The organism is Jeotgalibacillus aurantiacus (genome assembly GCF_020595125.1).
Lineage (GTDB): Bacteria > Bacillota > Bacilli > Bacillales > Jeotgalibacillaceae > Jeotgalibacillus > Jeotgalibacillus aurantiacus.
In genome coordinates this window covers 37,312-60,908 of sequence record NZ_JACNMS010000003.1, presented here as the reverse complement: position 1 = coordinate 60,908, position 23,597 = coordinate 37,312, and the positions used below count along the sequence as shown (strand labels likewise).

Annotated in this window: 30 protein-coding genes; 9 read left to right on the top strand and 21 right to left on the bottom strand. The window is 38.3% G+C overall.

What is annotated here, in order from left to right:
- Window positions 1-6: 6 nt before the first annotated feature.
- Genes H7968_RS09785 through H7968_RS09775 form a run of 3 tightly spaced genes read right to left on the bottom strand, consistent with a single transcriptional unit; the run spans window position 7 to window position 3,012 of the window.
- Window positions 7-672 (bottom strand): ABC transporter ATP-binding protein, encoded by a 666-nt coding sequence (locus tag H7968_RS09785; RefSeq protein ID WP_227395973.1) that lies wholly within the window; start codon window positions 670-672, stop codon window positions 7-9.
- A 12-nt stretch (window positions 673-684) separates the two neighbouring features.
- Window positions 685-2,211 (bottom strand): hypothetical protein, encoded by a 1,527-nt coding sequence (locus H7968_RS09780; protein WP_227395972.1) that lies wholly within the window; start codon window positions 2,209-2,211, stop codon window positions 685-687.
- Window positions 2,212-2,247: 36 nt separating this feature from the next.
- Entirely contained in the window at window positions 2,248-3,012 is a 765-nt protein-coding gene (locus H7968_RS09775) for a hypothetical protein (RefSeq protein WP_227395971.1), read from the bottom strand.
- An 857-nt stretch (window positions 3,013-3,869) separates the two neighbouring features.
- On the opposite strand from H7968_RS09775, the gene H7968_RS09770 reads away from it, so the two are divergent.
- Window positions 3,870-4,199 (top strand): hypothetical protein, encoded by a 330-nt coding sequence (locus H7968_RS09770; RefSeq protein ID WP_227395970.1) that lies wholly within the window; start codon window positions 3,870-3,872, stop codon window positions 4,197-4,199.
- 49 nt (window positions 4,200-4,248) lie between these two features.
- Here H7968_RS09770 and H7968_RS09765 read toward each other — a convergent pair whose 3' ends face one another.
- The 8 genes from H7968_RS09765 to H7968_RS09730 form a co-directional block, all read right to left on the bottom strand.
- Window positions 4,249-5,049, bottom strand: a complete 801-nt coding sequence (locus H7968_RS09765; RefSeq protein ID WP_227395969.1) for a hypothetical protein — start codon at window positions 5,047-5,049, stop codon at window positions 4,249-4,251.
- Window positions 5,050-5,418: 369 nt separating this feature from the next.
- Window positions 5,419-5,940 (bottom strand): GNAT family N-acetyltransferase, encoded by a 522-nt coding sequence (locus H7968_RS09760; RefSeq protein ID WP_227395968.1) that lies wholly within the window; start codon window positions 5,938-5,940, stop codon window positions 5,419-5,421.
- 17 nt (window positions 5,941-5,957) lie between these two features.
- Complete coding sequence (locus H7968_RS09755; protein WP_227395967.1) at window positions 5,958-6,410, bottom strand: hypothetical protein; 453 nt, start codon at window positions 6,408-6,410, stop codon at window positions 5,958-5,960.
- Between the two features lie 124 nt (window positions 6,411-6,534).
- On the bottom strand, window positions 6,535-7,233 hold the full coding sequence (locus H7968_RS09750; protein WP_227395966.1) for an SGNH/GDSL hydrolase family protein: 699 nt from the start codon (window positions 7,231-7,233) through the stop codon (window positions 6,535-6,537).
- 104 nt (window positions 7,234-7,337) lie between these two features.
- Window positions 7,338-7,907, bottom strand: coding sequence for a GNAT family N-acetyltransferase (locus tag H7968_RS09745; RefSeq protein WP_227395965.1), 570 nt, complete (start codon window positions 7,905-7,907; stop codon window positions 7,338-7,340).
- Between the two features lie 56 nt (window positions 7,908-7,963).
- Window positions 7,964-8,398 carry a hypothetical protein gene (locus tag H7968_RS09740; RefSeq protein ID WP_227395964.1) on the bottom strand — a complete coding sequence of 145 codons (435 nt, stop codon included), beginning with the start codon at window positions 8,396-8,398 and terminating at the stop codon, window positions 7,964-7,966.
- Window positions 8,399-8,442: 44 nt separating this feature from the next.
- Window positions 8,443-8,970, bottom strand: a complete 528-nt coding sequence (locus H7968_RS09735; protein WP_227395963.1) for a nucleotidyltransferase domain-containing protein — start codon at window positions 8,968-8,970, stop codon at window positions 8,443-8,445.
- A 118-nt stretch (window positions 8,971-9,088) separates the two neighbouring features.
- Window positions 9,089-9,871 carry an MBL fold metallo-hydrolase gene (locus tag H7968_RS09730; RefSeq protein ID WP_227395962.1) on the bottom strand — a complete coding sequence of 261 codons (783 nt, stop codon included), beginning with the start codon at window positions 9,869-9,871 and terminating at the stop codon, window positions 9,089-9,091.
- A 188-nt stretch (window positions 9,872-10,059) separates the two neighbouring features.
- Here H7968_RS09730 and H7968_RS09725 point away from each other — a divergent pair, with 188 nt between their 5' ends.
- The gene (locus H7968_RS09725; protein ID WP_134376049.1) at window positions 10,060-10,596 is read left to right on the top strand and encodes an RNA polymerase sigma factor; all 537 of its coding nucleotides are present in this window, start codon (window positions 10,060-10,062) and stop codon (window positions 10,594-10,596) included.
- Entirely contained in the window at window positions 10,580-11,173 is a 594-nt protein-coding gene (locus tag H7968_RS09720; protein ID WP_227395961.1) for a hypothetical protein, read from the top strand. The genes H7968_RS09725 and H7968_RS09720 overlap by 17 nt, the downstream gene beginning before the upstream one ends.
- Before the next feature lie 77 nt (window positions 11,174-11,250).
- Here the strand turns inward: H7968_RS09720 and H7968_RS09715 are convergent, their stop codons facing one another.
- Entirely contained in the window at window positions 11,251-12,099 is an 849-nt protein-coding gene (locus H7968_RS09715; RefSeq protein WP_227395960.1) for an MBL fold metallo-hydrolase, read from the bottom strand.
- A 287-nt stretch (window positions 12,100-12,386) separates the two neighbouring features.
- On the opposite strand from H7968_RS09715, the gene H7968_RS09710 reads away from it, so the two are divergent.
- A complete protein-coding gene (locus tag H7968_RS09710; RefSeq protein ID WP_227395959.1) occupies window positions 12,387-12,791 on the top strand; it encodes an HIT family protein in 405 nt (134 codons plus the stop codon).
- Window positions 12,792-12,981: 190 nt separating this feature from the next.
- Here the strand turns inward: H7968_RS09710 and H7968_RS09705 are convergent, their stop codons facing one another.
- Window positions 12,982-13,683, bottom strand: a complete 702-nt coding sequence (locus H7968_RS09705) for a hypothetical protein (protein ID WP_227395958.1) — start codon at window positions 13,681-13,683, stop codon at window positions 12,982-12,984.
- A 289-nt stretch (window positions 13,684-13,972) separates the two neighbouring features.
- Here H7968_RS09705 and H7968_RS09700 point away from each other — a divergent pair, with 289 nt between their 5' ends.
- Entirely contained in the window at window positions 13,973-14,842 is an 870-nt protein-coding gene (locus tag H7968_RS09700) for an Rgg/GadR/MutR family transcriptional regulator (RefSeq protein WP_227395957.1), read from the top strand.
- 62 nt (window positions 14,843-14,904) lie between these two features.
- Here H7968_RS09700 and H7968_RS09695 read toward each other — a convergent pair whose 3' ends face one another.
- Window positions 14,905-15,471, bottom strand: a complete 567-nt coding sequence (locus H7968_RS09695) for a DUF2812 domain-containing protein (protein WP_227395956.1) — start codon at window positions 15,469-15,471, stop codon at window positions 14,905-14,907.
- The gene (locus tag H7968_RS09690) at window positions 15,458-15,775 is read right to left on the bottom strand and encodes a PadR family transcriptional regulator (RefSeq protein WP_227395955.1); all 318 of its coding nucleotides are present in this window, start codon (window positions 15,773-15,775) and stop codon (window positions 15,458-15,460) included. Before H7968_RS09690 ends, H7968_RS09695 begins: the two co-directional genes overlap by 14 nt.
- A 459-nt stretch (window positions 15,776-16,234) precedes the next feature.
- Here H7968_RS09690 and H7968_RS09685 point away from each other — a divergent pair, with 459 nt between their 5' ends.
- The 4 genes from H7968_RS09685 (at window position 16,235) to H7968_RS09670 (ending at window position 18,486) form a co-directional block, all read left to right on the top strand.
- Entirely contained in the window at window positions 16,235-16,675 is a 441-nt protein-coding gene (locus tag H7968_RS09685; RefSeq protein ID WP_227395954.1) for a class I SAM-dependent methyltransferase, read from the top strand.
- Window positions 16,676-16,712: 37 nt separating this feature from the next.
- Window positions 16,713-17,165, top strand: a complete 453-nt coding sequence (locus H7968_RS09680) for a hypothetical protein (RefSeq protein ID WP_227395953.1) — start codon at window positions 16,713-16,715, stop codon at window positions 17,163-17,165.
- 64 nt (window positions 17,166-17,229) lie between these two features.
- Complete coding sequence (locus tag H7968_RS09675; protein WP_227395952.1) at window positions 17,230-18,159, top strand: alpha/beta hydrolase family protein; 930 nt, start codon at window positions 17,230-17,232, stop codon at window positions 18,157-18,159.
- 42 nt (window positions 18,160-18,201) lie between these two features.
- A complete protein-coding gene (locus H7968_RS09670; RefSeq protein WP_227395951.1) occupies window positions 18,202-18,486 on the top strand; it encodes a hypothetical protein in 285 nt (94 codons plus the stop codon).
- An 82-nt stretch (window positions 18,487-18,568) separates the two neighbouring features.
- On the opposite strand, the gene H7968_RS09665 is transcribed toward H7968_RS09670, so the two are convergent.
- The 6 genes from H7968_RS09665 to H7968_RS09640 all read right to left on the bottom strand — a co-directional run bounded on the left by H7968_RS09665 (window position 18,569) and on the right by H7968_RS09640 (window position 23,595).
- Window positions 18,569-19,366 (bottom strand): aminoglycoside adenylyltransferase domain-containing protein, encoded by a 798-nt coding sequence (locus H7968_RS09665; RefSeq protein ID WP_227395950.1) that lies wholly within the window; start codon window positions 19,364-19,366, stop codon window positions 18,569-18,571.
- A 135-nt stretch (window positions 19,367-19,501) separates the two neighbouring features.
- Window positions 19,502-19,786 carry a hypothetical protein gene (locus H7968_RS09660; protein WP_227395949.1) on the bottom strand — a complete coding sequence of 95 codons (285 nt, stop codon included), beginning with the start codon at window positions 19,784-19,786 and terminating at the stop codon, window positions 19,502-19,504.
- 95 nt (window positions 19,787-19,881) lie between these two features.
- Window positions 19,882-20,856: a quinone oxidoreductase family protein gene (locus H7968_RS09655; protein ID WP_227395948.1), complete on the bottom strand. Its 975-nt coding sequence runs from the start codon at window positions 20,854-20,856 to the stop codon at window positions 19,882-19,884.
- 112 nt (window positions 20,857-20,968) lie between these two features.
- Window positions 20,969-21,217: a hypothetical protein gene (locus H7968_RS09650; RefSeq protein ID WP_227395947.1), complete on the bottom strand. Its 249-nt coding sequence runs from the start codon at window positions 21,215-21,217 to the stop codon at window positions 20,969-20,971.
- A 10-nt stretch (window positions 21,218-21,227) separates the two neighbouring features.
- Window positions 21,228-22,136 carry a hypothetical protein gene (locus H7968_RS09645; protein WP_227395946.1) on the bottom strand — a complete coding sequence of 303 codons (909 nt, stop codon included), beginning with the start codon at window positions 22,134-22,136 and terminating at the stop codon, window positions 21,228-21,230.
- 7 nt (window positions 22,137-22,143) lie between these two features.
- Window positions 22,144-23,595 carry an MBOAT family O-acyltransferase gene (locus H7968_RS09640; RefSeq protein WP_227395945.1) on the bottom strand — a complete coding sequence of 484 codons (1,452 nt, stop codon included), beginning with the start codon at window positions 23,593-23,595 and terminating at the stop codon, window positions 22,144-22,146.
- Window positions 23,596-23,597 lie beyond the last annotated feature (2 nt).

Below are 23,597 nucleotides of genomic sequence, written 5' to 3'. Positions count from 1 at the left end.
TTGTTGTCAAAAATACTCTGCTTTTAACTCATTCGTCATTTTTTTCAACTCATGATCAACAATAATGAACACTTCGTCACAAAGCTCTTCTATGTCGTTTTGATTATGACTCGTCAGTAAGATCGTATGCCCTCTTTGCTTTAAGGACCCGATAATGTTTTTAATTTCTTTATAAGTTTTGATATCTAATGCATTAAATGGCTCATCCAAAATAATAATATCCTGGTTCTCCATAATCGCCTGAGCAATCCCCAGCTTTTTTTTCATGCCCATTGAAAAATTCTTTACTTTGGTTTTGTCATCCGGATCAAGCCCTACCAGCTTCATCGTCTCTTTTATTTTTGCGTCATCAATAAACTTGTTGATTTCTGCTAAAAACTTCAGGTTTTTAAATGCACTATAAAACCCGATATACCCTGGTTCATTGATCAAAACCCCAGTATTGCTTGGGAAATCAATTTCTTCACCAATCTTTTTCCCTCTAACGAACACTTCACCGTTATCGGCATCCACAAAGCCGGAAATAATCTTAAATAAAACTGACTTTCCGCTGCCATTCGACCCTACAACACCAATTGTCTGACCCTTTTTAACATGTAAATTGACGTTTTGCAGTAAATGTTTACCCTTAAACGATTTATTGACATTTTCTAATTCAATTATATTTTCCAATTAAAACACCCTTTATTGATAGATTCTGTATAAAGCATTTTTCTTGATGACCTGATATAGTATTAGACACCCCAAACTGAGGATGATGAATGAAGTAAAAAAAGAAAGATCACCACTGCCGGAGAATTCCCGTATCCTCTCTAAAGAAGACATGCCAAACGGGAGATACCGGATGATTGCTCCGGTGAAAACACATAACAGGTAGGAAAAGATCACCGACAGAAAACTAAATATGACACTTTTTGTATAACAGTACAGAAGAAAAATACAGAGAAAGCAAAAAATCAGTTCTGCTATTTTTAAAGTCACGATCATTAAAGAAGATCCTAAAATACTGACACCATCATCAACCGCAAATGATAAACCAAAGATCAAAGACGTGATCAAAATAATCCCAATCGTAAAAGTTACATATAGTGCAATAAATAGTGAACCGGATCTTACTAAAGATTCCACCCAAGACTTTTTATATTTCATTCTGATGAGTAGTAAATAGCTTCTTTTGATACCTTCACTTTCGATAAAATAGCATAGAATGTACAAAGGTATACCGTTAAATATAATCATCTGGAGGAAATTCAAATAAAAAAAGTAACCAGTTCCATGCCCAGCAAACTGAGAATACAGCAGCCCATAAAATGTCGTTATGTCATTCCCTTTTAAAAGAGTTGCAATTGGGGTGAAAACCAATAAAAGAATAATAAACGTCACGTTTTTTCTGGAAAGAAGCATACTCAGATTCCACTTATCCATGAATCTAAGTCGAAACTTGCTCAAACGTCCATCTATTGTTTTATTCCAGTAATTCTTTATGATCCACATACCAATCATCGAAGATAAAGAACCAACAATAAAAAATCTGTAATATTGATGATCTAATAAACTCGTTGCATGGTGCAGGATAAGAAAATTATTAAAGAATAAATAAGGAAAAGTTTGATCCAAATCCGATCTCAGACTTAATAACACACTAATAAAAACGACTATCAATATTAATATAACTTGAATATCTTTAAAGTACTGTTTTAAAAAGAGAAACAGCACCCCTAGAAATGTCAGACCGAATATCAAGTAAATAACTGTCCCCATCGCAGCCAGGAAAGGCGTATCAAAATAGGAAGCAAATAAACTGAATGTAAATCTGCTGTCATCAGGAAGAACAGTGTAAGTATTATTTACACTTAAGCCAAGGCCCATAACTAATGTAATCAAAACATGAACGGCTACAAAAGCAGCTGATATACTTGCCACAGATAAAATATTCGATACAAAAAACCTGAAATAAGTACCCGCTCTAATCCACACTATTTCTTCGCTCTTTTTAAACACATAAAAAATCATTAATAAAAAGCTGAGCATCATAAAATAGATAGTATAATACTGGTCTGACATAGATAAAAGAAAGTATTCCCAGTAATCAATATTGAAGCTGATCGCTACACTTTTTATTTGTACAGAATAAAAAGTGTAGACGATACAAACAATAACCAACATCCATATTTTACTATAAAAAAACTCATCAAGATTTCTTTTAATCAAGCTTATTATCATCAGACCTTATTACCCCTTTTGACCTTATTTCTCATAAATCGATACTTTCTTTATGTATTTAAAATAAAGGTAAACGACTATGATCATGACAATGAGTATGATGGGACCCGTCAGTAGACGAGGAACAGTAATAGCATCCTGCGATAACGTGTGTGGACCAAAAGAAGTGGATAAGCGATAAAAAGGAACGCCCAAAATGGATAAAATAAAATTTTCAAGTACTGCATATACAAAAGGTCCTGTTAAAATAACGAATATGTTATTCACAAATAAAGCAAGAACGAAACCAAATGTAGCCACCAGGAACCCAAGTGTCATACGCCACAAACTTAAAACTAAGCCGTACAACAGTGGGTGATTGACATAATAAGATCCACCGAAATTCTGAAGTGCGTAATCATCACCAAATGGTTCAACTGCAGGAACAAAAAACAAGGCGATCATTAAACCGGTGATAGAAGCCAAAAAGACAATCAATGCGCCACCCGTCGAAGCAACCAGCCACTTGGTCAAAATATATTTACTTCTGGATATTCTAATTTGAGTATAATGAATAAACCCATCTTTTCTTTCAAAGTACATAAGCCAAATCGTTGGCAGAACTGCAAACAACGGAAAAATAACAACAAATAACCCTGTAGATTCTTCCCAAATTTCAATGTTATGATTATAACTATATCCAGATGTGTAAGGAATAATCATTAAACCAGCATATAGAATCGCAATCAATATGCTGATGATGTATGGCAATTTCAATTTTTTCACTTCTGCAGAAACAACATTATACATTTTATCTTCTCCTTAAATGTTTAATGTACCTTTTGTTACTATTAAAACAAGTATTTTCAGGTGGTTTTTATAATAGTAAAACGTCATTTTACACTGGTAAAATGACTTATTATAAATTTAAATAGTGTGCCCTCCTTTTATAACACACCTAAAATATACCAAATAAAAATACTAATTGATAGAGTCTAAACCATTATTTTCAATTAAGCGAAACGGGAACGTAGATCTTGTTTTATTCGTTGATCGAATGAAGCAAGATCTACGTCCACAGGTTTCCTAGTCAAGCTGGGACTATAAATCCGTTGCCTTCCACCACCCGATTCCTTATAAATAGAGACTTATCTATCTCTCATCATCCTGCAGCTCAAAGTCAAATTTTCCTTCAAACAGCAATTACCACCTCGATATGGTAAGCTGAATTTAACCAAAAAATCCTCCAATAACTCATCAACATCCTAAGTAAAGGACTGATCATAAGCCTATTTCCTTACAGGGCAAGATCACTATTGGTATATTATTGCTCTTTATTTTCCAACTTATTTTATTTGTCACAATGGCTCTTACCAGCAATGGCTTTGGTGCGATCGTGGTTTTTCTTCAGTTTACTCCCATCACAGCGATTCTTGGCCTTATTTTTGGTGTTTGGAGTTTTAAAAAAGAAAGTAATAAACCCAGGATTCTCCCCACCATAGCACTGGCAGTCAGCTCCGTGGATATACTCATTTTTATCTTCATCTTATTTGGATATGCCGCTTCTTTCGGAGAGTAATTAAACGAACACGCTTATGAGATGCTCTCATTTAGTCATAGTAAAAGATCTATCATTTTTAATTTCCCTGAAACGGAGTGAACTTTAAATGAGAAAAACTGGCGTATTGTTATGCTGCATCCTATTTCTAGCAGCATGCAACCAGACGAACCCTCCAGAAAGCTTCGCACAAATTGTGGTCGTGAATGATATTGAATACGGCGGTACCGAAGAAGATATAGCGGATTATGAGGTGCAAAACGCGATTAGAAATGTCGTAAAAAAAGTACCAGCTGATGTATTTCCAAATAATAATGAATCCAACTTTTTTGAAGAAGGGTCTATAATTTATTCCGTTAAAAATGATACGGATTTTATTATTGTGGAGGATAGAGAAGGAGAAAGGCATTTATTGCAGAAGGCTCCGGGGAATGATTGAATAACGGGGGACGATAATCAAATGAAATAAGATTCACGTCCCATTGATCTTAAACAGAAAAATCGTACACAGCCTTTTGAGCAGTCGGCAATTGAAACGATTGGAGCCTTGGAAATATAGAAGTGAACTCGTTCCATTTAGTACGCAGCGCTTCTTGGTCAGCCTTGATGATCTCATCATGAGTCATGCTTTTCTTTTGTTCATCCCCCATATGGGCCAGTGCTTTTTCAAAGGATTCTGCCAGTTTGGATGGATTTGACAGGTCGATATCCTGATAAAAACTTCTCACTTTCTCTTCCTGAGCAATGAATATTGGTAAAGCTGCTGTAAACCTTGCAAACATTCTTTGCCCTACATCACTTTTGTCGTTCTCGAATTTAGTGATCATTTGTTCATAAGAGCTCTTAGCATGATTGAACTCTTCCTCCTGATAATCCTTGATCGCCTGTTGCATTTGCTCCTGATATTTTTCAGGAATAAGTTTTTCTGCAATCAGCTGTAATTGCATACCTGTCTGGGCGCGCTCCATTTGAAAATAATCACCATTCCCTGCACTGGCTTTTTGTGTTGTTTTTTCGATCAGATTCATAATTGTTCTCTTGTCATCAATACTCATTTCATTTATACCTATAATGAAATTAAACTTCTCGCGGTTATAAAGCTCGACTACTGTTGCTGTTAAGTTGACAGGCGCTCCTGAGTCAGCTCTTGCAAACTGGTCAACGGGTTTATTTTTTATTTGTTCTCTTGCTTTTTCTTCAATCTTTTTTACGTCCTCACGCTGACTGGAAAATGTATTCGTTAATGAAATCGCATGATCAGTGCTAAATCCTGTTTTATTGATATTCAAACGGTTCCCTCCCTTCTTTATTTTACATATCGTCCCATTTATTGATTTATGAAGTAATTTTATGGAATTGAATTCATAAGTAATCGGTTTATATATTAGTCGATACCTGCATTTACTCTTTATTTTTAAACACAAAATTCTGCAAAAACGAAATGATCCCTACTAAAAAACACGAAAAGGTCAACATGAAAATTTCCAGCGCTGAAAGCTCAATCGCTCGAAATAGGATGACAGCCAGTATTCCGACAATAAAATAGACCGGGGTGAACTTTTTTGATAATACTAATTCTCTCACATGTATCAGCTCCTAAAACAAAAAGGGCAGGCGAAGATTCATCAGCTGCCTGATTCATCATGTCACCCATCCCCTTATAATTTTTTTATAAAATAAAGCACCAAGTCATCATCATTCTCACATTTCGCATATTGCTCTAACGGCTCTCCTTTGTACCAGACGCCTGATCCTTCAGGGAGGTAACCCCGTTTAACATACATTCTCTGTGCAGTGCCATAGCCCGAGTGCAGACCGACTGCCAATGACACAGCATTGCTTTTTTCTTTAGCTAATGCTTCTGTTACGTCCATCAGCTTATTTCCGATCCCGCTTTTTTGATAGCTCATTAAGACATTTAAATCCGCGATTTCTGGTACATTCATTGCAGCAAATGGTCCTGATTTTGCAAAAGGAAGCAGGATCACGTAACCCGCAACCTGCTGATTTACCTCGGCCACTAGGACGTACAATTCTTTTCTGGACTGCTGAACAAAATATCTTTTATATAATTCGAGTGGTTTATCCCACCCCTGCTTCTTGAAAGCCTCAACGAACTTCTCCGGATCCTGTTCCATCATTGATCGGATCATCAGAATTTCATCTTGAAAGTATGTCATTTGAAATTCCTTTCTCGTCAATCATACTCTGCGCTTAACCGCTCCACAATGTCCTGAAAACGGCTATACCACTCTTCTACCTCATCATGAATTTCCTGACGTTCTTCAGATGTGCCCGCGGATCCGAAATTCTGAGTCAGCGTGGCCAGGGCATAATGAAATTCAACATAGTCGTCATCCACTTCCCCATTTATATAGGTCAAGTTCATGATTGTCTGAGAATAGCTGATGAGTACTTCCCTGATACATTCATAGTCCTGCATTTGCTCATCAGTCGGATTATCAGTAAGTAGGTTATTTTCAAATTCCATAAATTTCACATAAGAAGTATCCATTAATCCAAGAGCATCCAGCACGTTATTCTCCTGGTTTTTCTGTGCAGCCGCCAGCTCTCTATATTGAAAAACGGATAATAAAGACAAGCCTAACACTACGATTAATAGGATGACTACAGTCGGTTTCTTTTGCATTGGATCCTCTCACATTCTGTTTTATCAAATTTCAAATTGAGCATTAAAGTAAAGAACATTAAAAATTATTTGTATAACGAATTTTTTTATGTACGCCATCAATACAACTTACCGCACTACCCCATTATTCTTTTATAACACTGTGATTGATGTAGAAAAACTTGTCGATAGCTGATGCGTCTATTTCTGCCACAATTCGAGCACCGGAACTATTTAAATGAATGCCATCTAAAGTAAAATTTAATCCCCTTTTTTTAGATAATTTATCAATTCGGGCGTTCTTTTTATAAAACAATACATCTTTCATGACTGTTAACACCTTCGTGCTGATGTAGTCAGAACTATTGACCTTAGCTAAACGTTCTTCAAACACGGAATAAATATTTACAAAGCTGGTGTTTGCCGTTCTATTCACGATAGATTCAATGATGGCGGTTAATTCTTTTATTTCTTTGTTAGCTAAATTGTTCGTCTCACCCACTAGTGCTGGTGAAACTGCTACAATATTTTTGGAAGATCCAAGTACTATATTCAGGATTTCTTCGTAAAGATCTTTAAATTCTTCATGATTTTTCGTCACTGGCTGTGCTTGCACCTTCAATAATTTAGTATAAACATCGTTTACACCAATCCAAACGAAGGCAAGATCACAATCAGAATCTAATTTGGTTTTTAATAATCTAGAATGTAGACTTTTAACTGACTCTCCAGGCTTGCCTAAGTTGTCAAAAGTAACCGTTGGAAATGTTTCCTTTAAAAATTTTATAAAAGAAACGCCAGGACGTCCCTCTGTTAAACTGTCACCGATTAATGCGATTTTCATGCTATGTCTCCTCCCGTTCATCCCCTTTATTAACACAAAAGAATGTAGAACTTGTTTCATTCGCTATTCGAATGATTCAGCAGATACGTCCCCACTTAAATCTTTTATAGTTCCCTGACATAACAAACACAAAGATGCTTCCTTTTCAAATGATCAAATTGCTGCACATCACTCCCCATGTAATGTGCAAACATTGTCACAGTATAAAGCTTTTCTACTTTATCAGACGAAATCTCATTCCCTTCAAAATACAAATGATAATAAGAAGTTGTCTGTTCAAAGCTCATTTTTTCATACCACTTTTGAACCCAGACGTCATCTCTCGTCCAAGCCTCTAAATAGGTCAGGTTCAACCGTTTTGTTTCCTCCACGACAGCCTCTAAAAGCTTTTCACCAATCCCCTGACGCTGATAGTCAGGGTGAACCGCAATGTGCCAGATCATGCCTCCCGGACGGTCCCTTGAGGTACAAACAGACTTCGCTTCTTTTTCGTACTCAACATCAATCAAACCCACAACCTGATTATCCCTGATTGCTACCAATTCAATCGAAGGATGATCATAAACCTCCTTCTCCTTCAACACATTGTCATAATAAGCTGTATTCAAAAATGACAAAACCCGGCAGCGCAGCCAGCCCTTTTCATCATCTTTCGTGTATCTTCTAATGATCATTTTACTCTCCTTTAAATGGCGTAGACCTCAGAGACAGACCACAACTCTACACTCTTTCATTCTCCCTCAGCCAACTCCTTAATCCGCTCCAATGCTTTCGGAATCCGGTCAGCAAACGTTTCTTCCTGTTCCTTTGGGATATCCATTGTGATGACTAGAAGCGTTACGCCATTCACCTCGCTAAGAGTATAGCTCTCTTTCCCACCGGTCCACTCGTTGTCCCGCTCCTGCTGCCCGCTTTCTTTTGTGTCAGCGCGGTGCCTGAATAAGACGAACTCATGGGGCTGGAGATTCTCCACCAGACTCGTAACGCCGTAGCCGTTTACAGCAGAAATGAACTCCATCGTATTCCCTTCCTTCATGGTACCTTTCTTATAAGTACCCTCGTCCACAATGCTCGCCCAGTCCTGGAAGGTTTCATCTTCCCAAAGGATGGTCCAGACGTATTCTTTTGGTGCGTTGATTTGAATAGAGAAGTTGGTTTCTTTCATGGTTGGCCTTCCTTTCTGAAGAGGGTTTTGAAGTGCATATGCTTTTATACCAATTTTTCATCAATGATTCGATGCAGGATCTTTTTACTCACTGCATCTTTTTTTCTTGGTAAACGACCAATTTGTTCATAGACTTCTTTTTCCTCTAAAAGCTGATTAGGGTGAATCACCTGCGCTGTTATTCCTTCCAAAATAAAAGTCTCAGCAAGCAAAGACTCCGGTCTCCAAACCCATTTAGGCAATCCATTCATGATCAGGTTTCCACCCGCTGTTCGAGTGATATAAGTAAATGTAATATCTACATCTTCTTTATGAAAATCAGATTGCCGATCACAAAATTCTTTTTTAACAGGCACTTTCTCGTATCCAGCCTCTTCAAGCTCTATCTCTAAACGCTCACGATGATCAATCCACGTTACTATATCAATATCATCGTGCGGCCGAGTAACCCTTCCAAGTAAAAAATCAATGGCCCATCCGCCACGCAACCAAAACGCTATTCCTAATGTTTTTGAGATTGCACCTATGTCGGACAAGGCCTGTAATTGATTCTCAGCGTTATACTGTGTCATTTTGATTCTCCGTTCTAGCGATATGTAACGTGTGAAACAGGGGGACGTATATTTTGAATCATTCGAAGCTCTAAAGATTCAAAATATACGTCCCTACTCAGCACTTATCCATACTCATTTAGAATTGAATACTAAATCCTCGGAATTCATGTATCCCTGTTCCGAATTTAACCAAGTTATTTTTTCTCAAGTGTGTAACAGCAAGTTTAACTTCATCTAGAATACTGATTGATAGGCCAAGTGTATTATGAGACCCGAATATCCTGTTAACCCCATTAATCATAGTTATTTTTTCAAGCGATGCAACGAGATCCTCTGGGTTCGTTGAAGGATAAAATGCATAGATCGGCGTTGTGTCATATAGAAGATCTCCAGTAAATAAGTAACCATTTGTTTCATCAAAGAAACAAACATGTCCTGGTGAATGCCCTGGAGTATGTAGCACGATTATGACACGATTTCCCAAATGGATACGTTGCTGGTCCTCCAGTAACCCTGAGGGCTTTCCTTGAAAAGACTGATATGTTGAAGGATGAAAAGATTTAGGAGTCGGCTTTGTGATATCTCTACCAATATCTTTTCTAATCTGAGTGATTGGCAATCCTGAAATTCCGTTTTCCAGCCACTCTCTATCTCGTTCATGCACGTATACCTTATCAAATTCTCCGTGACTCCCAATATGATCAACATGAACATGTGTTGTAAAAACCTCTACAGGTAAAGGCGTAAGCTGGTCTGTTATTCTCTTAATGTTATCGATTCCAAGTCCGCTATCAATTAACATCGCTCTTTCCACGCCTAACAATAAAAACGAATGAACCTTCTCCCAATGGCCATATTCACTAATCGCAAATGTGCGTGAATCGATTTGTTGCACTGTAAACCAGGGATCATTAATCATCTCACCACTCCTTTACTAGTATTTGTGTAAGTAAAACTTCTCTCATCCTTTAATAAAATGATCCACCATATACGTCCCTACTAGTCTTTTATCAAACGGTAAACCAATTTATTAATAAAGTAAATGTTTTTTGGAATAATGACACTTTTTTCAAAAAATAGCGTCTAATGATATGCGGAGGTGTCACAATGACTGATCATTCAGATGAAAAAATAACGCAAATTTATCTGCTTCATTCAGATGCTGTATTTAAATATATTTATTACATGGTGTCAGATAAACATTTAGCTGAGGACCTGACACAAGAAACATTTATTAGAGTATACAAAAACCTTAATCAGTTTCGGTCTGATTCAACGATCAGTACATGGATGATTAAAATAGCGAGGAATGTGACGCTTGATCACCTAAAGAAAAAGAGATTCAAGCACCTACTAAATATAGACCTCTTTATGAACACCCTTACGAATAAACAAATATCTTACGGGGACTTGATGATTCAGTCAGAAGACGTTAATAATCTGTATCAATCTTTAAATACATTGAAAAAAGAATATAAAGAAGTCATCATACTTAGAAAGATTAATGAGTGTTCCATAAAAGAGACGGCCATGATTCTTGAATGGTCTGAGGACAAAGTGAAATCTATGACATCAAGAGCTCTCATTCAGCTGAGGAAAGAATTCAAAAAGAGGGAGGCAAGCTTTAGTGAATCATTCAGATGAATTTAAAAACTTATTTGAAGAATTGAAGAATGTTGAAAGATCAGATGCAGATAGAATGAGATCTTTAAATGCCCTACTCAATTACACCGACTCAAAAACCAAATTTTTCAGCAGACGATTCCTGGTGATCCCTATAACATCGATCATTAGTTTTTCTATAATATTTTTCTTGTTTTTTTCTGATATTAACGACAATGCCCCCCAGCAGAGTAGTGCAAATGAAAACATCACCATTACGTTGGTTACAGTCAAAGCATCTAAGACAGATGAATTATTTGAACTCAGTTCTACCTCCCCATTGAATGTCATTGAAATCAAAGATGATTCAAAATTCTTTCATGAGTTGAAGAATGTTATCGTCGATGCAGAACCTATTGCGAATCTAGAAAGAGGTTCCGCAAATACATTTGATATTGGTGTTACATTAGATCAGAGCAAACAAATAAAGTTAGAATTATGGGGAAATGAAAAAGGGATCTATTTTTATCATTTTGAAGAAGATACATTCTATTTCTCTGACAGCAGATCAGCTTTAAACTTATATTCAATGCTTTTAAACTTGCCAACCCCAGACTGAAACTACAAAAAATGCGGGGACGTATATTACTTTATTCGTTAACCAAATGATTCAACATATACGTCCCCACTCTTCACTTACCTCGACCTAATCACCCAATCATTCACAAATGCTTCGATAAAGAATGTCTCATTTGCGTTGGGCGGCCTGCTGTTTTCTTTTTCGAAGGACTGGACGGCTTCTTCTAATGAAGCAGAGCTGGTGGCTTTGCTTGCAGCCGTGAGTTCATCCCAGTATTGTTTCATCTCAGCCTGGTCACAAAGGGATTCATGTCCAAGGAGGAAAAATTCAGCGTCATACTTTTGGATGTCGTTGATCATCGGCAGTAACTGTGACTGTTTATAATGAAATAATGAGTTTGTCGTGGTACCGTATGCGCAATCCCCTAAGAACAATACTTTGTCATCAGGTACATATACGATCGTGGAATCATCCGTGTGCGTACTCCGAACTTTCTCAATCACACACAGTTTGTTTCCGAGGTCGATTGTCAGAGACGTTTCAAACGTAAGATCAGGAGAAACAACGCTAAAGGATTCTCTTTCTGGCATCTCTGTTTTTATAATCTCCATACATTTAGCACTCATCTTGTTATCATCCACGTATTCCTGAAGTGAATCATCATCAAAAGTGAACTGTTGCCACTCATGGATGATCTGGCTCGTCAGGCGGTTCGCGATGATCGTCGCGTTAAATTCGCTCAACCCTAAAAAATGATCCCAGTGGCCGTGCGTCACCACCACGTATTTTACCGGCGGCACATTCAATGACTCTATTTCCTTCAAAAAATCCTGCGCATGTTGAACAGAATTCCCGGCATCTATAATAAGACTGCACTGATCACCAACGACCAGTCCTAAAGTTGGCCGCTCCCGATCATCGTCGTTTGGCATATAGTAAATGGATGAATGTATATTTTTCAGCATGTTCATTTCTCCTCAATCGTTATTGATCTATTCGTCGTAAATGAAGAAAATCTACATGCTATTCTATTTTTCAAGACATAGATTTTCTTTGATTATTTCTTTACCACTGGACCAACCTCCCTTTGTAAAATTAAGATTTACCTACAATTCGATTTTAACATATATTTCTAATGATAAATGTCTGCGTCTAAACGTTTTGATGTGGATATAAACTTCCCCATACTTTTTATGGTAAAATCTAACGATAACATCAGGCTATTTAGAGATTTTTTTAAGGTGGGAGAAATATGGCTTACGATCAACATTGTCCTTTGTGCAACCCGGATCAGGACATTGAACAAACTATTATACTAGAGAATGCAACGTGCTATTTTCTGCAGCACAATAAGCATCAGGGAATTTTAGAAGGCAGCGGCTTGATTGTTCCTAAGAATCACCGCCAGGATCCGTTTGAGCTAACACCTGAAGAGTGGAAGGATACCTATGAAATTTTGCATGAGGCGAAACGAATCCTAGATGAAAGATACTCTCCGGATGGCTATACAATGGGATGGAATGTTGGCAAAGTGTCGAACCAGGAAATCCCCCACAGTCATCTCCACGTGATACCGAGATATAACGATGAACCTTTGGCTGGAAAGGGGATCAGGTATTGGTTGAAGCAGGAGGATAATAGGAGGAATAAAAATTAAAAAAGACGTATAACAGAATCACCGAGATCTGAGATTCAGGCTATACGTCCTTTTTAATCACGAGGTTTTAATATTCTTTTTTAACAACCACCTCAATATAAAAACAAACAGTGAGATGAAAACAATACCATTTGTGATTTGCCACACATAATCAAACATTTGGTGACCTCCTCTTAAGTTTTAATTGAACTTATAAATAGTAAGTAAAACTTAAGTCAATTTTTCTTGTGTACAATTTACCAATTCCCTCAATGAAGAGCACGTAACTAAATTCACCGCCACCATAAATGTTTGCTAACTGCTTTGTACTATTGACGGTTCCGTAAGCATACGTCTCTTTCCAATCTTGCGAGAACGTAACACCGTTGTGTTCTGTCCAAACTTTATTTATACCAGTAATTTGTCTGAATGAACCAGTTGAGTACACGCTTATGTCAGCATATAAATATACATCTGAGAAGCCAGTGTTTTCGCTTGTAGAAGGCCTAACTGAAGATGTTGCCATAGTAGAAAATTCTCCATCATCAGAGACTTTATGATCATTGTTAGAATCATTTAGCTTTATTTCTTTATGGACTTTTTTTGGTGTGCTTTCAATTTCTTCTAAGAACTTTTGTAAATCCTCTTCAGTTTCAAAATTATACACATTCGTTCCTTCCTCAAGATTATCTAAATCTACATCTTTTAAATTATATTCGACATTTAACTCTTCGAGATTTTTGTTATTGTTTTTAATTTTTTTATCCTTCACTAACTCACTAGCTTCAATTACATTCATATTCTCTAAACTATCGATAGGATTACTACTTGCCACCGATACTGTTTCCCCTAATGAAAATAATCCACCTAAAGCTAAACTACTTGCTAAGAAAAGTTTACCAATTTTCTTCATTTATTGCATCCCCCTTTTTTATAATTTCATTTTTAAAAGTGTCATGCTTATCTCGTTCAGCCTAAATCTAAAAGAATGTCATAACAAACTAAAAAACAAGTTATACTTGAATTTTCATAATTGTTATATGTTATAAACCTTTAGCAGCACCCAACCATCCAACCGATCGTCATTATTATGATATCCATTTCCATCCTCCTTTCTATTAACTGCCTCTATTATGTATACTTTTAACTACAAAGAAGATAAAATAAGCATATAACCTTATATTGAAATTAGGTGATTATCTATGAACATGGTAGGAGAAACAGTAAAACAGATCAGATTATCTAAAAATTACAAACAGAGCGAAGTAAGTAAAAATATTATGCATCAAACAAGTTATTCCAAGTTTGAGCTGGAAAATATCGAAATAAGTTATCAGAAATTTCATAAAATACTTGATAATTTAGAGATGGATTTAGAGGAATTTAAGTTTGTCCATTATGGTTATGATTACTCACCCCGGGATAAGATAATTAGAAATTTTTTTCAAATAAAGTTTATAGATATAAGATCGCTGAACGAAATTATTTCGGCCTCTAAAGTGTATTTGATGGAAAATGATGATCGTTACATAGAAGATATTTTGAGTATTTCCAGAGGTTTAATCAATATTGAGGAAAGCGGTAATTTTGAGTCGGCTCGATCCTATGCAGAAAAAGTTTGGAAGAGACTTGAGAAACTCGATACATGGTATTTATCAGACTTCAAATTAATTGGTGTTATTTTATTTTTGTTCCCCATTGAAACAGCCGTTTCCATTACAAACTATGCTCTAAAGCAAAGTGAAAAGTATGAAAACTATATAGATTATAAAAAAATTTTTATTCCTTTTAAATACAATTTAGTTCAACTCCTCATTAGAAAAAAATTATTGATCCAAGCTAACTCTTTAAATGAAGATGTATTAACAGACCTAAAAGAACAAAAGGCTTATCCCCAAATAGCTTTGTGCTATATAAGAAAAGGGCTACTGGAAAACTTATTGAACAAGAGTAATGGTGATAAAGCTATTAATAAAGCTTTTGATATCGCTGAAGTAATGGAAGATGAAAACCTTAAAGTACAATTAGAGCAAGAAAGAAGTTATTTAGAAAATGTTTTAGAGATAGATTAAAGTAGGGACGTGAATTTTGAATCGTTTGGTAATCCGATGACTCAGAATTCACGTTCCTATTATCACTGCCCCTTCAAAACCACATATTTCTGATAAGACTTATAAAAACTCAAACTGAACGCAACAACCATGATGGCTGGCAGCAACTTTATAAGAGCGAATGGGGTTTCAAATACAAGTGCTTTCCAGAATATTGAGCCTTCCATATTCCACAGTCCTTCGTGGTACAGTCCTGAATCGCTATAGAGCATGAAGGAATAAGCCAGGAATAACATACCTAACCATAAAGAGTACTTCATCAGCCTCCTATAGTAATGAACGGTGGACTCCCGGTCTGAGAAGATTTCGTTCTGACCATCGTCTTCCTTTTGCCAATATCTAATCCCGTTCAGCGCAAAGCCCTTTACATAGTTCCAGCCGAAATCCTCATAAATCCCCTTGTACTCCTCAAGCCTACGTTTAGATAAATCAGCCTGATAATCAAGGCGCATCACGTATTTCTTTTCCGTTTTTTCGAAAGTGTAGATCCCCAGTCCGCTAATATTCGTACAGCGGTACCCTTTCTCCAACTGCTCGTTCAGCCACTGCTCTTCTTTCTCTACATCCAAAAAGACTTTAAACCTCTTCATTGCATTCACTTCCTTCATACAAGGATAAAATGTGTTGGAGTCTTTGCTGCTCTGTCTTTAATACTTCTCTGCCTTCATCAGTAATATGATAAATCCTCCTCCGGCCTGAGCTTCCTACCGGTTCAATCCAACCGTGTTTATTCAGATTTTCAATCGCACCGTACAACGTTCCCGCTGCTAAAATAACGTCGCCATTGCTCATCTTTTCTATCTCCTGCATGACAGCATAGCCATGGCGCGGCTCACGCAGAGCTAATAAAATGTAATGCATGGTCTCAGATAACGGTAATAATTTATGTTTCATACTTTCACCCACTATTCAGTTTGACTATATAGTTCAACTTAATAAATACATTAATACAGTTGAACTGAATAGTCAACCTGATTTTTACAATACCTTAACAGAGACTTATACCCTTTTTAAAAATGGTTAGAAAACACTCACCCGCCAGCGCTAAAATATGGATATAACATATGGAGGTGAATCAATGAAAGCATACACTTACTTTATTTTAGGCATTGCAATAACAGTTCTCAGCACTCCTTTAGCTTATGGATTGGTTGACATTTTTCATTAGAACTTAAGTTCGGAATATACCTCAGTTCTTGAGGGCTACATATATTCACTAATCATAGCCGGGATTCTTGTCTTTTGTATCGGTTTTTATGAGCGTTTAATAAAAAGATAGGTTTACTACCGTAGTTTTTTCAATAAAACTGGGGAGCTGAAATCCAATTGAGATAGGAGGATCTTAAGCATGCGATGACTCATATGGAGAAGGCGAAGGATCATTATAGATGGCAGTACTTTACTGACATCAGTCATTTACATGAACATCGTAAAAAAGCTTTGCTGACCTGTACGCAGGATATGCAGGAAAATCCTGACCGTTATATTCCCGTTGAGCTACCCGTATTGCCATTTGCCGATCAAGCCTTTGATATCCTGGTATCCGCACACTTCCTGTTTACTTATGCTGACAGACTGGATTTCCAGTTTCATTTAGACACGCTAAATGAATTTCTAAGGGTGACCAAAGAAGAGATTAGACTCTTTCCTTTGATTGATTTAGAAGGAAAACGATACGAGCATTTAGATCGCCTCATAGACTATTTACAAAACAAAGGTTATCAGGTTGAAGAGATGAATGTGCCTTATGAGTTTCAAAAGGGTGCGAATATGATGTTGAGGATTGTGAAGTGATGGAGGTTGGGGACGAGTTTTTAGCGGGAGGGATTTTTTGAAGAAGTTAATCGCAAGTTTGTTAATCATACTCGTCATAACAGCAGGTGGAATGACCTGGTTTCAACTTACTGGTAATACTACGTTTGGAAAGGTTTTAAGCGAGAATCTCAGCGGAACGGATGATATCACTCATATCATTTTAGAATCCCGTATAAACGGTGAAACCTTATGGGCACGTATCGATGATCGCGACATGATAAATCAATTAATTGCCGACCAGTCAACTGTATCACTTAACAAGCAATTCGGGAGAAATAACGAGCTGTTGGACTATACGATGACCATCCATAAAGGCTTTAACAGTTACTTTTTTGACTTTGATGATGGGTCTTTTATTGGCGGCAACAATGATTACAAGGTGATGGAAGGCAGCTTCGTAGAACCGATTATTCAATTGGGTGATGATGTAGAGTGGGTAACTGGCGAGGAGTTTTTGAGTGTTGATTAAACAGTCATTACTAAAATGAAAACATCAACGTTTATTTCTGAAGAATATTAAGGAGCGTGAAATCGTGAAGGAAACAAAGCTTGTTGAACTTCAAAAAGAACTTTTTAGCTTATTTGAATTAGAAAAGTACGATGACATTCATTTGTTGATTGATCAAGCCCAGGATGGTTTTCCCGATAGATTAGAGAAAACAACATTTTGGAGAGCTTGCGCTTATGCTGCTCAAGGAAACGAGCAAAACGCCATTGCAGCACTTAACGACGGTTTACATCAAGGAATATGGTGGAACCCTCTTGCGCTGACTTATGACCGGCACTTAAAAAACCTCAAAGACATCGAAGCGTTCAAATTGATTTTAGATGAGTGCCAGAGAATTTTAGAAAATCATCAACATATGTCTAAACCTGAACTGTTTACATACGGCCATGATCAGTCAGATACAGGGTTATTTTCGTTGCACATGCGGGGTTCTAATGTAGAGACCTTTGCTCCTTATTGGTTTGACGACCGTTTATTAGGTGACCTTCTCTTGGCATTTCCACAATCCTCTCAGGTATTCGGATATAACGCTTACTGCTGGGACAATCCAAGTATTGCGGTCAATGAAATTACCGAATCATTCAAGGATTTCAAAGAAAACTTCAATACAAAACAGGATATAATTGCGGGTGCATCTCAGGGTGGGAAATTAGCGATTGAACTCAGTTTTAATGGAAATACACTTAGCACAAAAGGATTTATAGCGGTCATTCCAGCCATTCAGGATGTGGCTGCTTTGGAAGGTTTGCTAAAGGGAAATACGCATGACCTTAAAGGCTGCATTATCACAGGAGATCAAGATCCTTTTTACAAGAAAACTGTCGAGTTCGTAAAGCTCTTAGAAGACAACGAATTTCCGTGCAAATTGATTGTTAAAGAAGGATTGGGCCACTTCTTTCCTGATGATTTTACTGAATTGTTGAGAGAAGCTGTTGAGTTTATCAGTAAGCCTTGAGCAGTAATCTGGAATCGTATCTTTTACCTAAAGGAGAATTAAATGAGGAATTTTCTTGCTACTCTTTCGCTGATTTTCATCATTATCGGAGCTGTATTAATTGGTTCTATGATGAATGAGCAAGTTATCGCGAGCATGTTAACGTTTGGCTACACCGGCCCTTTAATGTTCTTATTTTTAATTATCTATAGTACAGCCGCTGTAGTATTTGCTTATCTTGCTAAGGGAACAAAATATAGAGCCCTGGTGCTCACTGTGAGTATTACGTTACTTGTTGTGAGTTTGTTCATTAGTTTTGTGGGTGCGTTTGCTTTTCGGAATCCGTGAAGCAAGGGGACGTATATGGTGAATCATTCGAAGCTCTAATGTTCCAGCATATATGTACCCTTTTCTCACCATGAGTGCCCAGTTATTTTAATAGCTCTTGTACATTGTTTGAAATGTAGTTTTTTAACAACACAAGTTCATTTCTCTCAAAATCATAAGTATTTTTATCACAGGAATAACATTTAACCACTTTTTCAACTGTATTTTTAATCTCTTTTGGCAATGCAGTTAATCCCCAGTTACCAGCTTCTTGTTTTGAAGAAATAACTCCTTCTGTTAGGTACCAATAAACTCTAATCAAGTTTAGCGTACAGTAAATTAGGTCCTCTTCAATATTTTCTAAACAATCCTCAAAATCATTCAATATTGATGAAAGATAATCTGAGGATGGAATTAAAGGAAAAACTTTTTCAATAGATCTACCATATATACAAACCCCTCTATTATTAGTGATGGTAATATGAGCCGCTAAATCTGCATCGACATTGACATCACAGTTTAAGAATTCGATTGTCCCATTTGATAAATCATTTGCATATCGTTCTCTCCAAAATTCACTATAATGAAAATCATATGGGCAAGGATGCTGCCAGACCTTTAATTGCTCTTTATTCAGGAAGCTAATTTCAACTGGGAATGGGGAATTAGAATGCATTAATAAGAGTTTTGCTAATTCCCTTTTAGTTTGAACTGTCATCAGCTTATTCGTAACGACCAATACATCAATATCACTACTGTTCGGATTAAATCCTCCCATTGCTAACGAACCATGGATATAGATACCAATCAAATCATCTTTGATTATGTCTGAAATCCCTATTTGCAGATTCACAATAAAATCATTTATATCGGATGAACTCGATTTCAACTGAGTAACCATTTATTAATACCCCCTTTTTCCATCTCATCTTCACTACATCCAGTTATTTTGTCGAGTAAAGTGAGGGGACGTATATTCTGAATCATTCGCATCTCTAATGATTCAGAATATACGTCCCCCTGCCTCACCCAGATCTTATTTCTTTTTTCTCCGCTCCAAAAACACAGGCGTAATATTCAGCAAGATCGAAACAATGGTCAAGAACCATAACGCTCTTTCCATGCCGGGTACGACATCCGCTAAAGACGCCCAGCTTTCAGATTTTACCCAATCAGATACCACACTGTATTCTGCGCACAGTGTTAATGCGGTCAATGACAATCCCATTGCCATCGCCAGCTTATAATCCTTTCCTGCTGCATACATAAGTAGATTGATTACTGTTGCTACTATTGCCATTATCCCTAATATGATCCACATTTTAACTCTCCTACATTCTTTTTTATAAGTATCGGAGACGTTTTCTTGAATCATTCGAATCTCGAATGATTCACAATATGCGTCCCCACGACTCACTACTCGTCTACCTTCAACAGGATCTTACCCACATGCTGCCGTGATTCCATTAATATATGAGCTTGATTTGCATCTTCTAAATTAAATTGTTCTCCGATTTTAATGTTGAGGCTGCCATCTGACAGTATCTTGAATACTTCTTCTGAAACTTCTTTCAGCATCTCGGGTTTTTTCTTTCGAGTGGTTCCAAAGCTAAATCCTAATACGGAACGGCAGCTGAAATGAAGGTTTTTAGTTAGATAGGTACCTACTTCTCCACTGGAGTTCCCAAAATGAACAAGCCTTCCATAAGGTGCTAAACAATTCATACTTTCTTCAGATATCTTTCCTGAAATCGAGTCCAATATGATATCGGCACCCTGATGATTGGTAATTTCATTTACATGTTTATAAAATTCATCATACGTCAAGGCGTAATCCGCTCCAGCTTCTTTGACTGTATTAAGTTTCTTTTCATCCCCAACAGTCCCAATAATGGTTCCTGCGCCAAGTATCCTGGCTAATTGAATGGCTGTAGTTCCGACACCACCAGAAGCAGCGTGGACTAGCACCGTATCACCTTTTTCAATCCTGCCAACTCGTTTTAATAACATATAAGACAGGAAAGAAACAATCGGGCATGCAGCAGCGACATCAAAGTCAAGTTCATCCGGTATTGGAAATGTAAGCTGCTCATCAGCTACTACATATTCTGCATATGAACCATGTTTAGGAAACGCAATCACCCTTTGGCCTCGTTTCAAATTCTTAACTCCCGGGCCAGTGCTCTCTATTATTCCTGCAGCATCTAATCCCAGAATTAACGGAAATTCACCTGCTGCTTTTTTGCCAGTTCGATTTTTAATATCCGCAAAATTCACGCTCGTTTTCTTAACTTTTATCAATACCTCATTAAGAGAAATGGAAGGAACGTCTACGTCTTTAACCTTTAATACCTCAGGACCTCCAAAACGATCTAATACGATGGCTTTCAATGGGCTTCCTCCTTTAAATGGATTAGGTTATCAAAGCTGTAAGTATTGAGTGATCCAGAAATCCGCGCCTCCCAATCCGCAAACCCATCTGTCACCAACACTAAAACATTTCTCATATGTAATCCTCACTGCCTATCATTTGGTATGCAATTCTAATGCCAATTATTTCAAACTGCTGACTGTAAAACAAGCTTAAAAATGAAATAAAGGGACGTACATTATGAATCATTCGTGTAGCTAATGATTCAAAATATACGTCCCGGCGCTTCACCATGGCTGTAAAACAACCTTTTAAAAGAAATAAAAGGACGTATACCTGCATCATTCGTGCTACGAATGATGCAGCGTATACGTCCCCCATGTGTCACTCTCTACTGCAAATACCCCATCTCTCTCAAATCCTTATACACAATCTCCGAGTACACCTTTCTTCCTTCTTTGTTCAGATGGTCCGGATCAATAAAGTATTCCTGATGGTCGCTAAAGCGTTTATCGTTCATGTAGTTGAGCATTGGAACATCCAGGTCAAGTTCATCAAGATGTTGGAATACGAGCTCGTTCATTACGTTTTCGTCAAAATAAGCCGCGTAAGACTGGTGAACTGGTTCCATCGTCAGGACGACAGGATAGCCGTTGTCGTTGCAATGATCGATGATGGCTTTAAGGTAGGCCATGTTCTCCCTGATGGTGTTGTTGTCAACGGCTACCTGGTACTCGTTTTCCACTTTCTGAAATTTTCTCATTGAGTAGTTGTCGCCACCGTTTGCCCACGGTTGATGGTCGTCCCAGCGGAACTGTTTGAGTCTTCCGGCAACGGCAGATAGAAAGCGTCCGGTGTTGGCGCCAGGCAGGTACAGGTACGTATAGTAATCGATCCAGTTGAACGGGTCGATGTCTGTACGGTCCAGGATTTTGTAGTAGTTGCCGATGTAATTGTTTTCTGTGCTCCCGAACGTGATCTGCGAGATGGAGACGAGGATGACGCCGTTTGGTTTCACGTATTCACCGTATTCTTTTAAAAGCTTGTAGTCGTACTCAATCGTCTGTGCCGGCAGCGCCAGGTCCAGGTGCTCGAGGCCAGTAGATTTAAAATTATAGCCATACATGGCGTGAGAGGCACCGAGATTGATGATATCGACCGGGTGCGGGTCTTTTTTAAACGCAATGATGGAACGATTGATGTTGTAATCGTAAGAGATCCCGACGAAATGATTGATCGGCAGGAACAGCAACACACATACTGTTACTATGGCGGAAATTTTAAGAATTAACTTTTGCATGGTGCGTTTAGAACCCTCCATAGATGAATCCACCTCCTGTCATGCCGAAGACGATGATCGACAGTACGATGAATGTGTAGGCAGCAAAGCGTGCTGGAAACGGTCGTGCAGATAACCACTTCCATGTACAGACATGCTTTCGTTCGATGTAGTGGAACAGTTGGACGACCACAAAAAATACCGTGAAGATCACGAGGTCAAGGAGCGAAAACAGCTCGAGCGCTTGAAACAAACTGAACGGATTCCAGGAAGCAGGACTCACAAAGAGAAGCCCATTTTGAAACGCACTCTCCACCGTTTCCGAACGGAAAAACACACGTGAAAAACACACGAGCAGGAACGTCACTGCAATCTTCCACCATTTGTGCAGCGCAGGGTGCTGGTCAATCCGGACAATGGACGCCATCTTCTCACGCGGATGCTTCGTGTAGTCACTGAACACACGGTAGAAGCCGTGCAGGAATCCCCATATGACGAACGTCCACGCCGCCCCGTGCCAGATGCCACTCACGAGAAACGTGATGATAATCGCCACATAAATCTCCCCGCGCTTCTTCTTCCCTTTACACAGCGGGATAAAGATGTAGTCGCGAAGCCACATAGACAACGTGATGTGCCAGCGATTCCAGAAATCAGCAATCGATGTCGCGAAATGCGGCTGTTTGAAGTTTTCCGTAAGCTTGATGCCGAACATACGTGCACAGCCAATTGCGATGTCTGCGACCGCTGAGAAGTCGGCGTACAACTGAATGGAGAACAGAATCGTCGCGACAACGAGTTGAGAACCTGTCGGGTCCGGTGAATCGTAGACACTCGCCACGATCGGTGCCAGCCGGTCCGCAATCAACGTCTTCTTAAAAAAACCCCAGGCAATTCGCTTCATGCCGTAGGTGATGTTGGCTACGTCAAATCGTTGCTCCGTCTTAAACTGCGGCAACAACTTCCTGGCGCGTTCAATCGGTCCTGCGACAAGTTGCGGGAAGAAACTGAAAAAGATGGAAAAGTAGCCGTAGTGACGCTCGGCTTTCTGCTTTCCGAAGTAAATGTCCGCGAGGTAACTGATCGCCTGAAATGTATAAAATGAAATGGCAAGCGGCAGCACAATGTCCTGATACGGAACCGCGTAATTCAAGCCGATCACAGCGGCCACTTCACGCAGCGTGTCGTTCACAAAATTTAAGTATTTAAAAAAGCCGAGCGCCAAAAGAAGGACAATAATCCCGCCGAGCATTACGCGCTTTTTCTGTTGTTTCGTTTCCTGCTTTTCGATCCAAATCCCGGTCACGTAAGTAAACGCCGCGCTGATGAGAAGCAGCGGGATGAACTGGATGCTGAGCGTCGCGTAAAAGACGTAGCTCGCAACGAGTAACAGCATCCACCGGAAACGATGAGGCAACGTGTAATACGTCACAACAACCAGTGCGATAAAAATGAGAAATTCTATTGAAATAAAAGCCATGG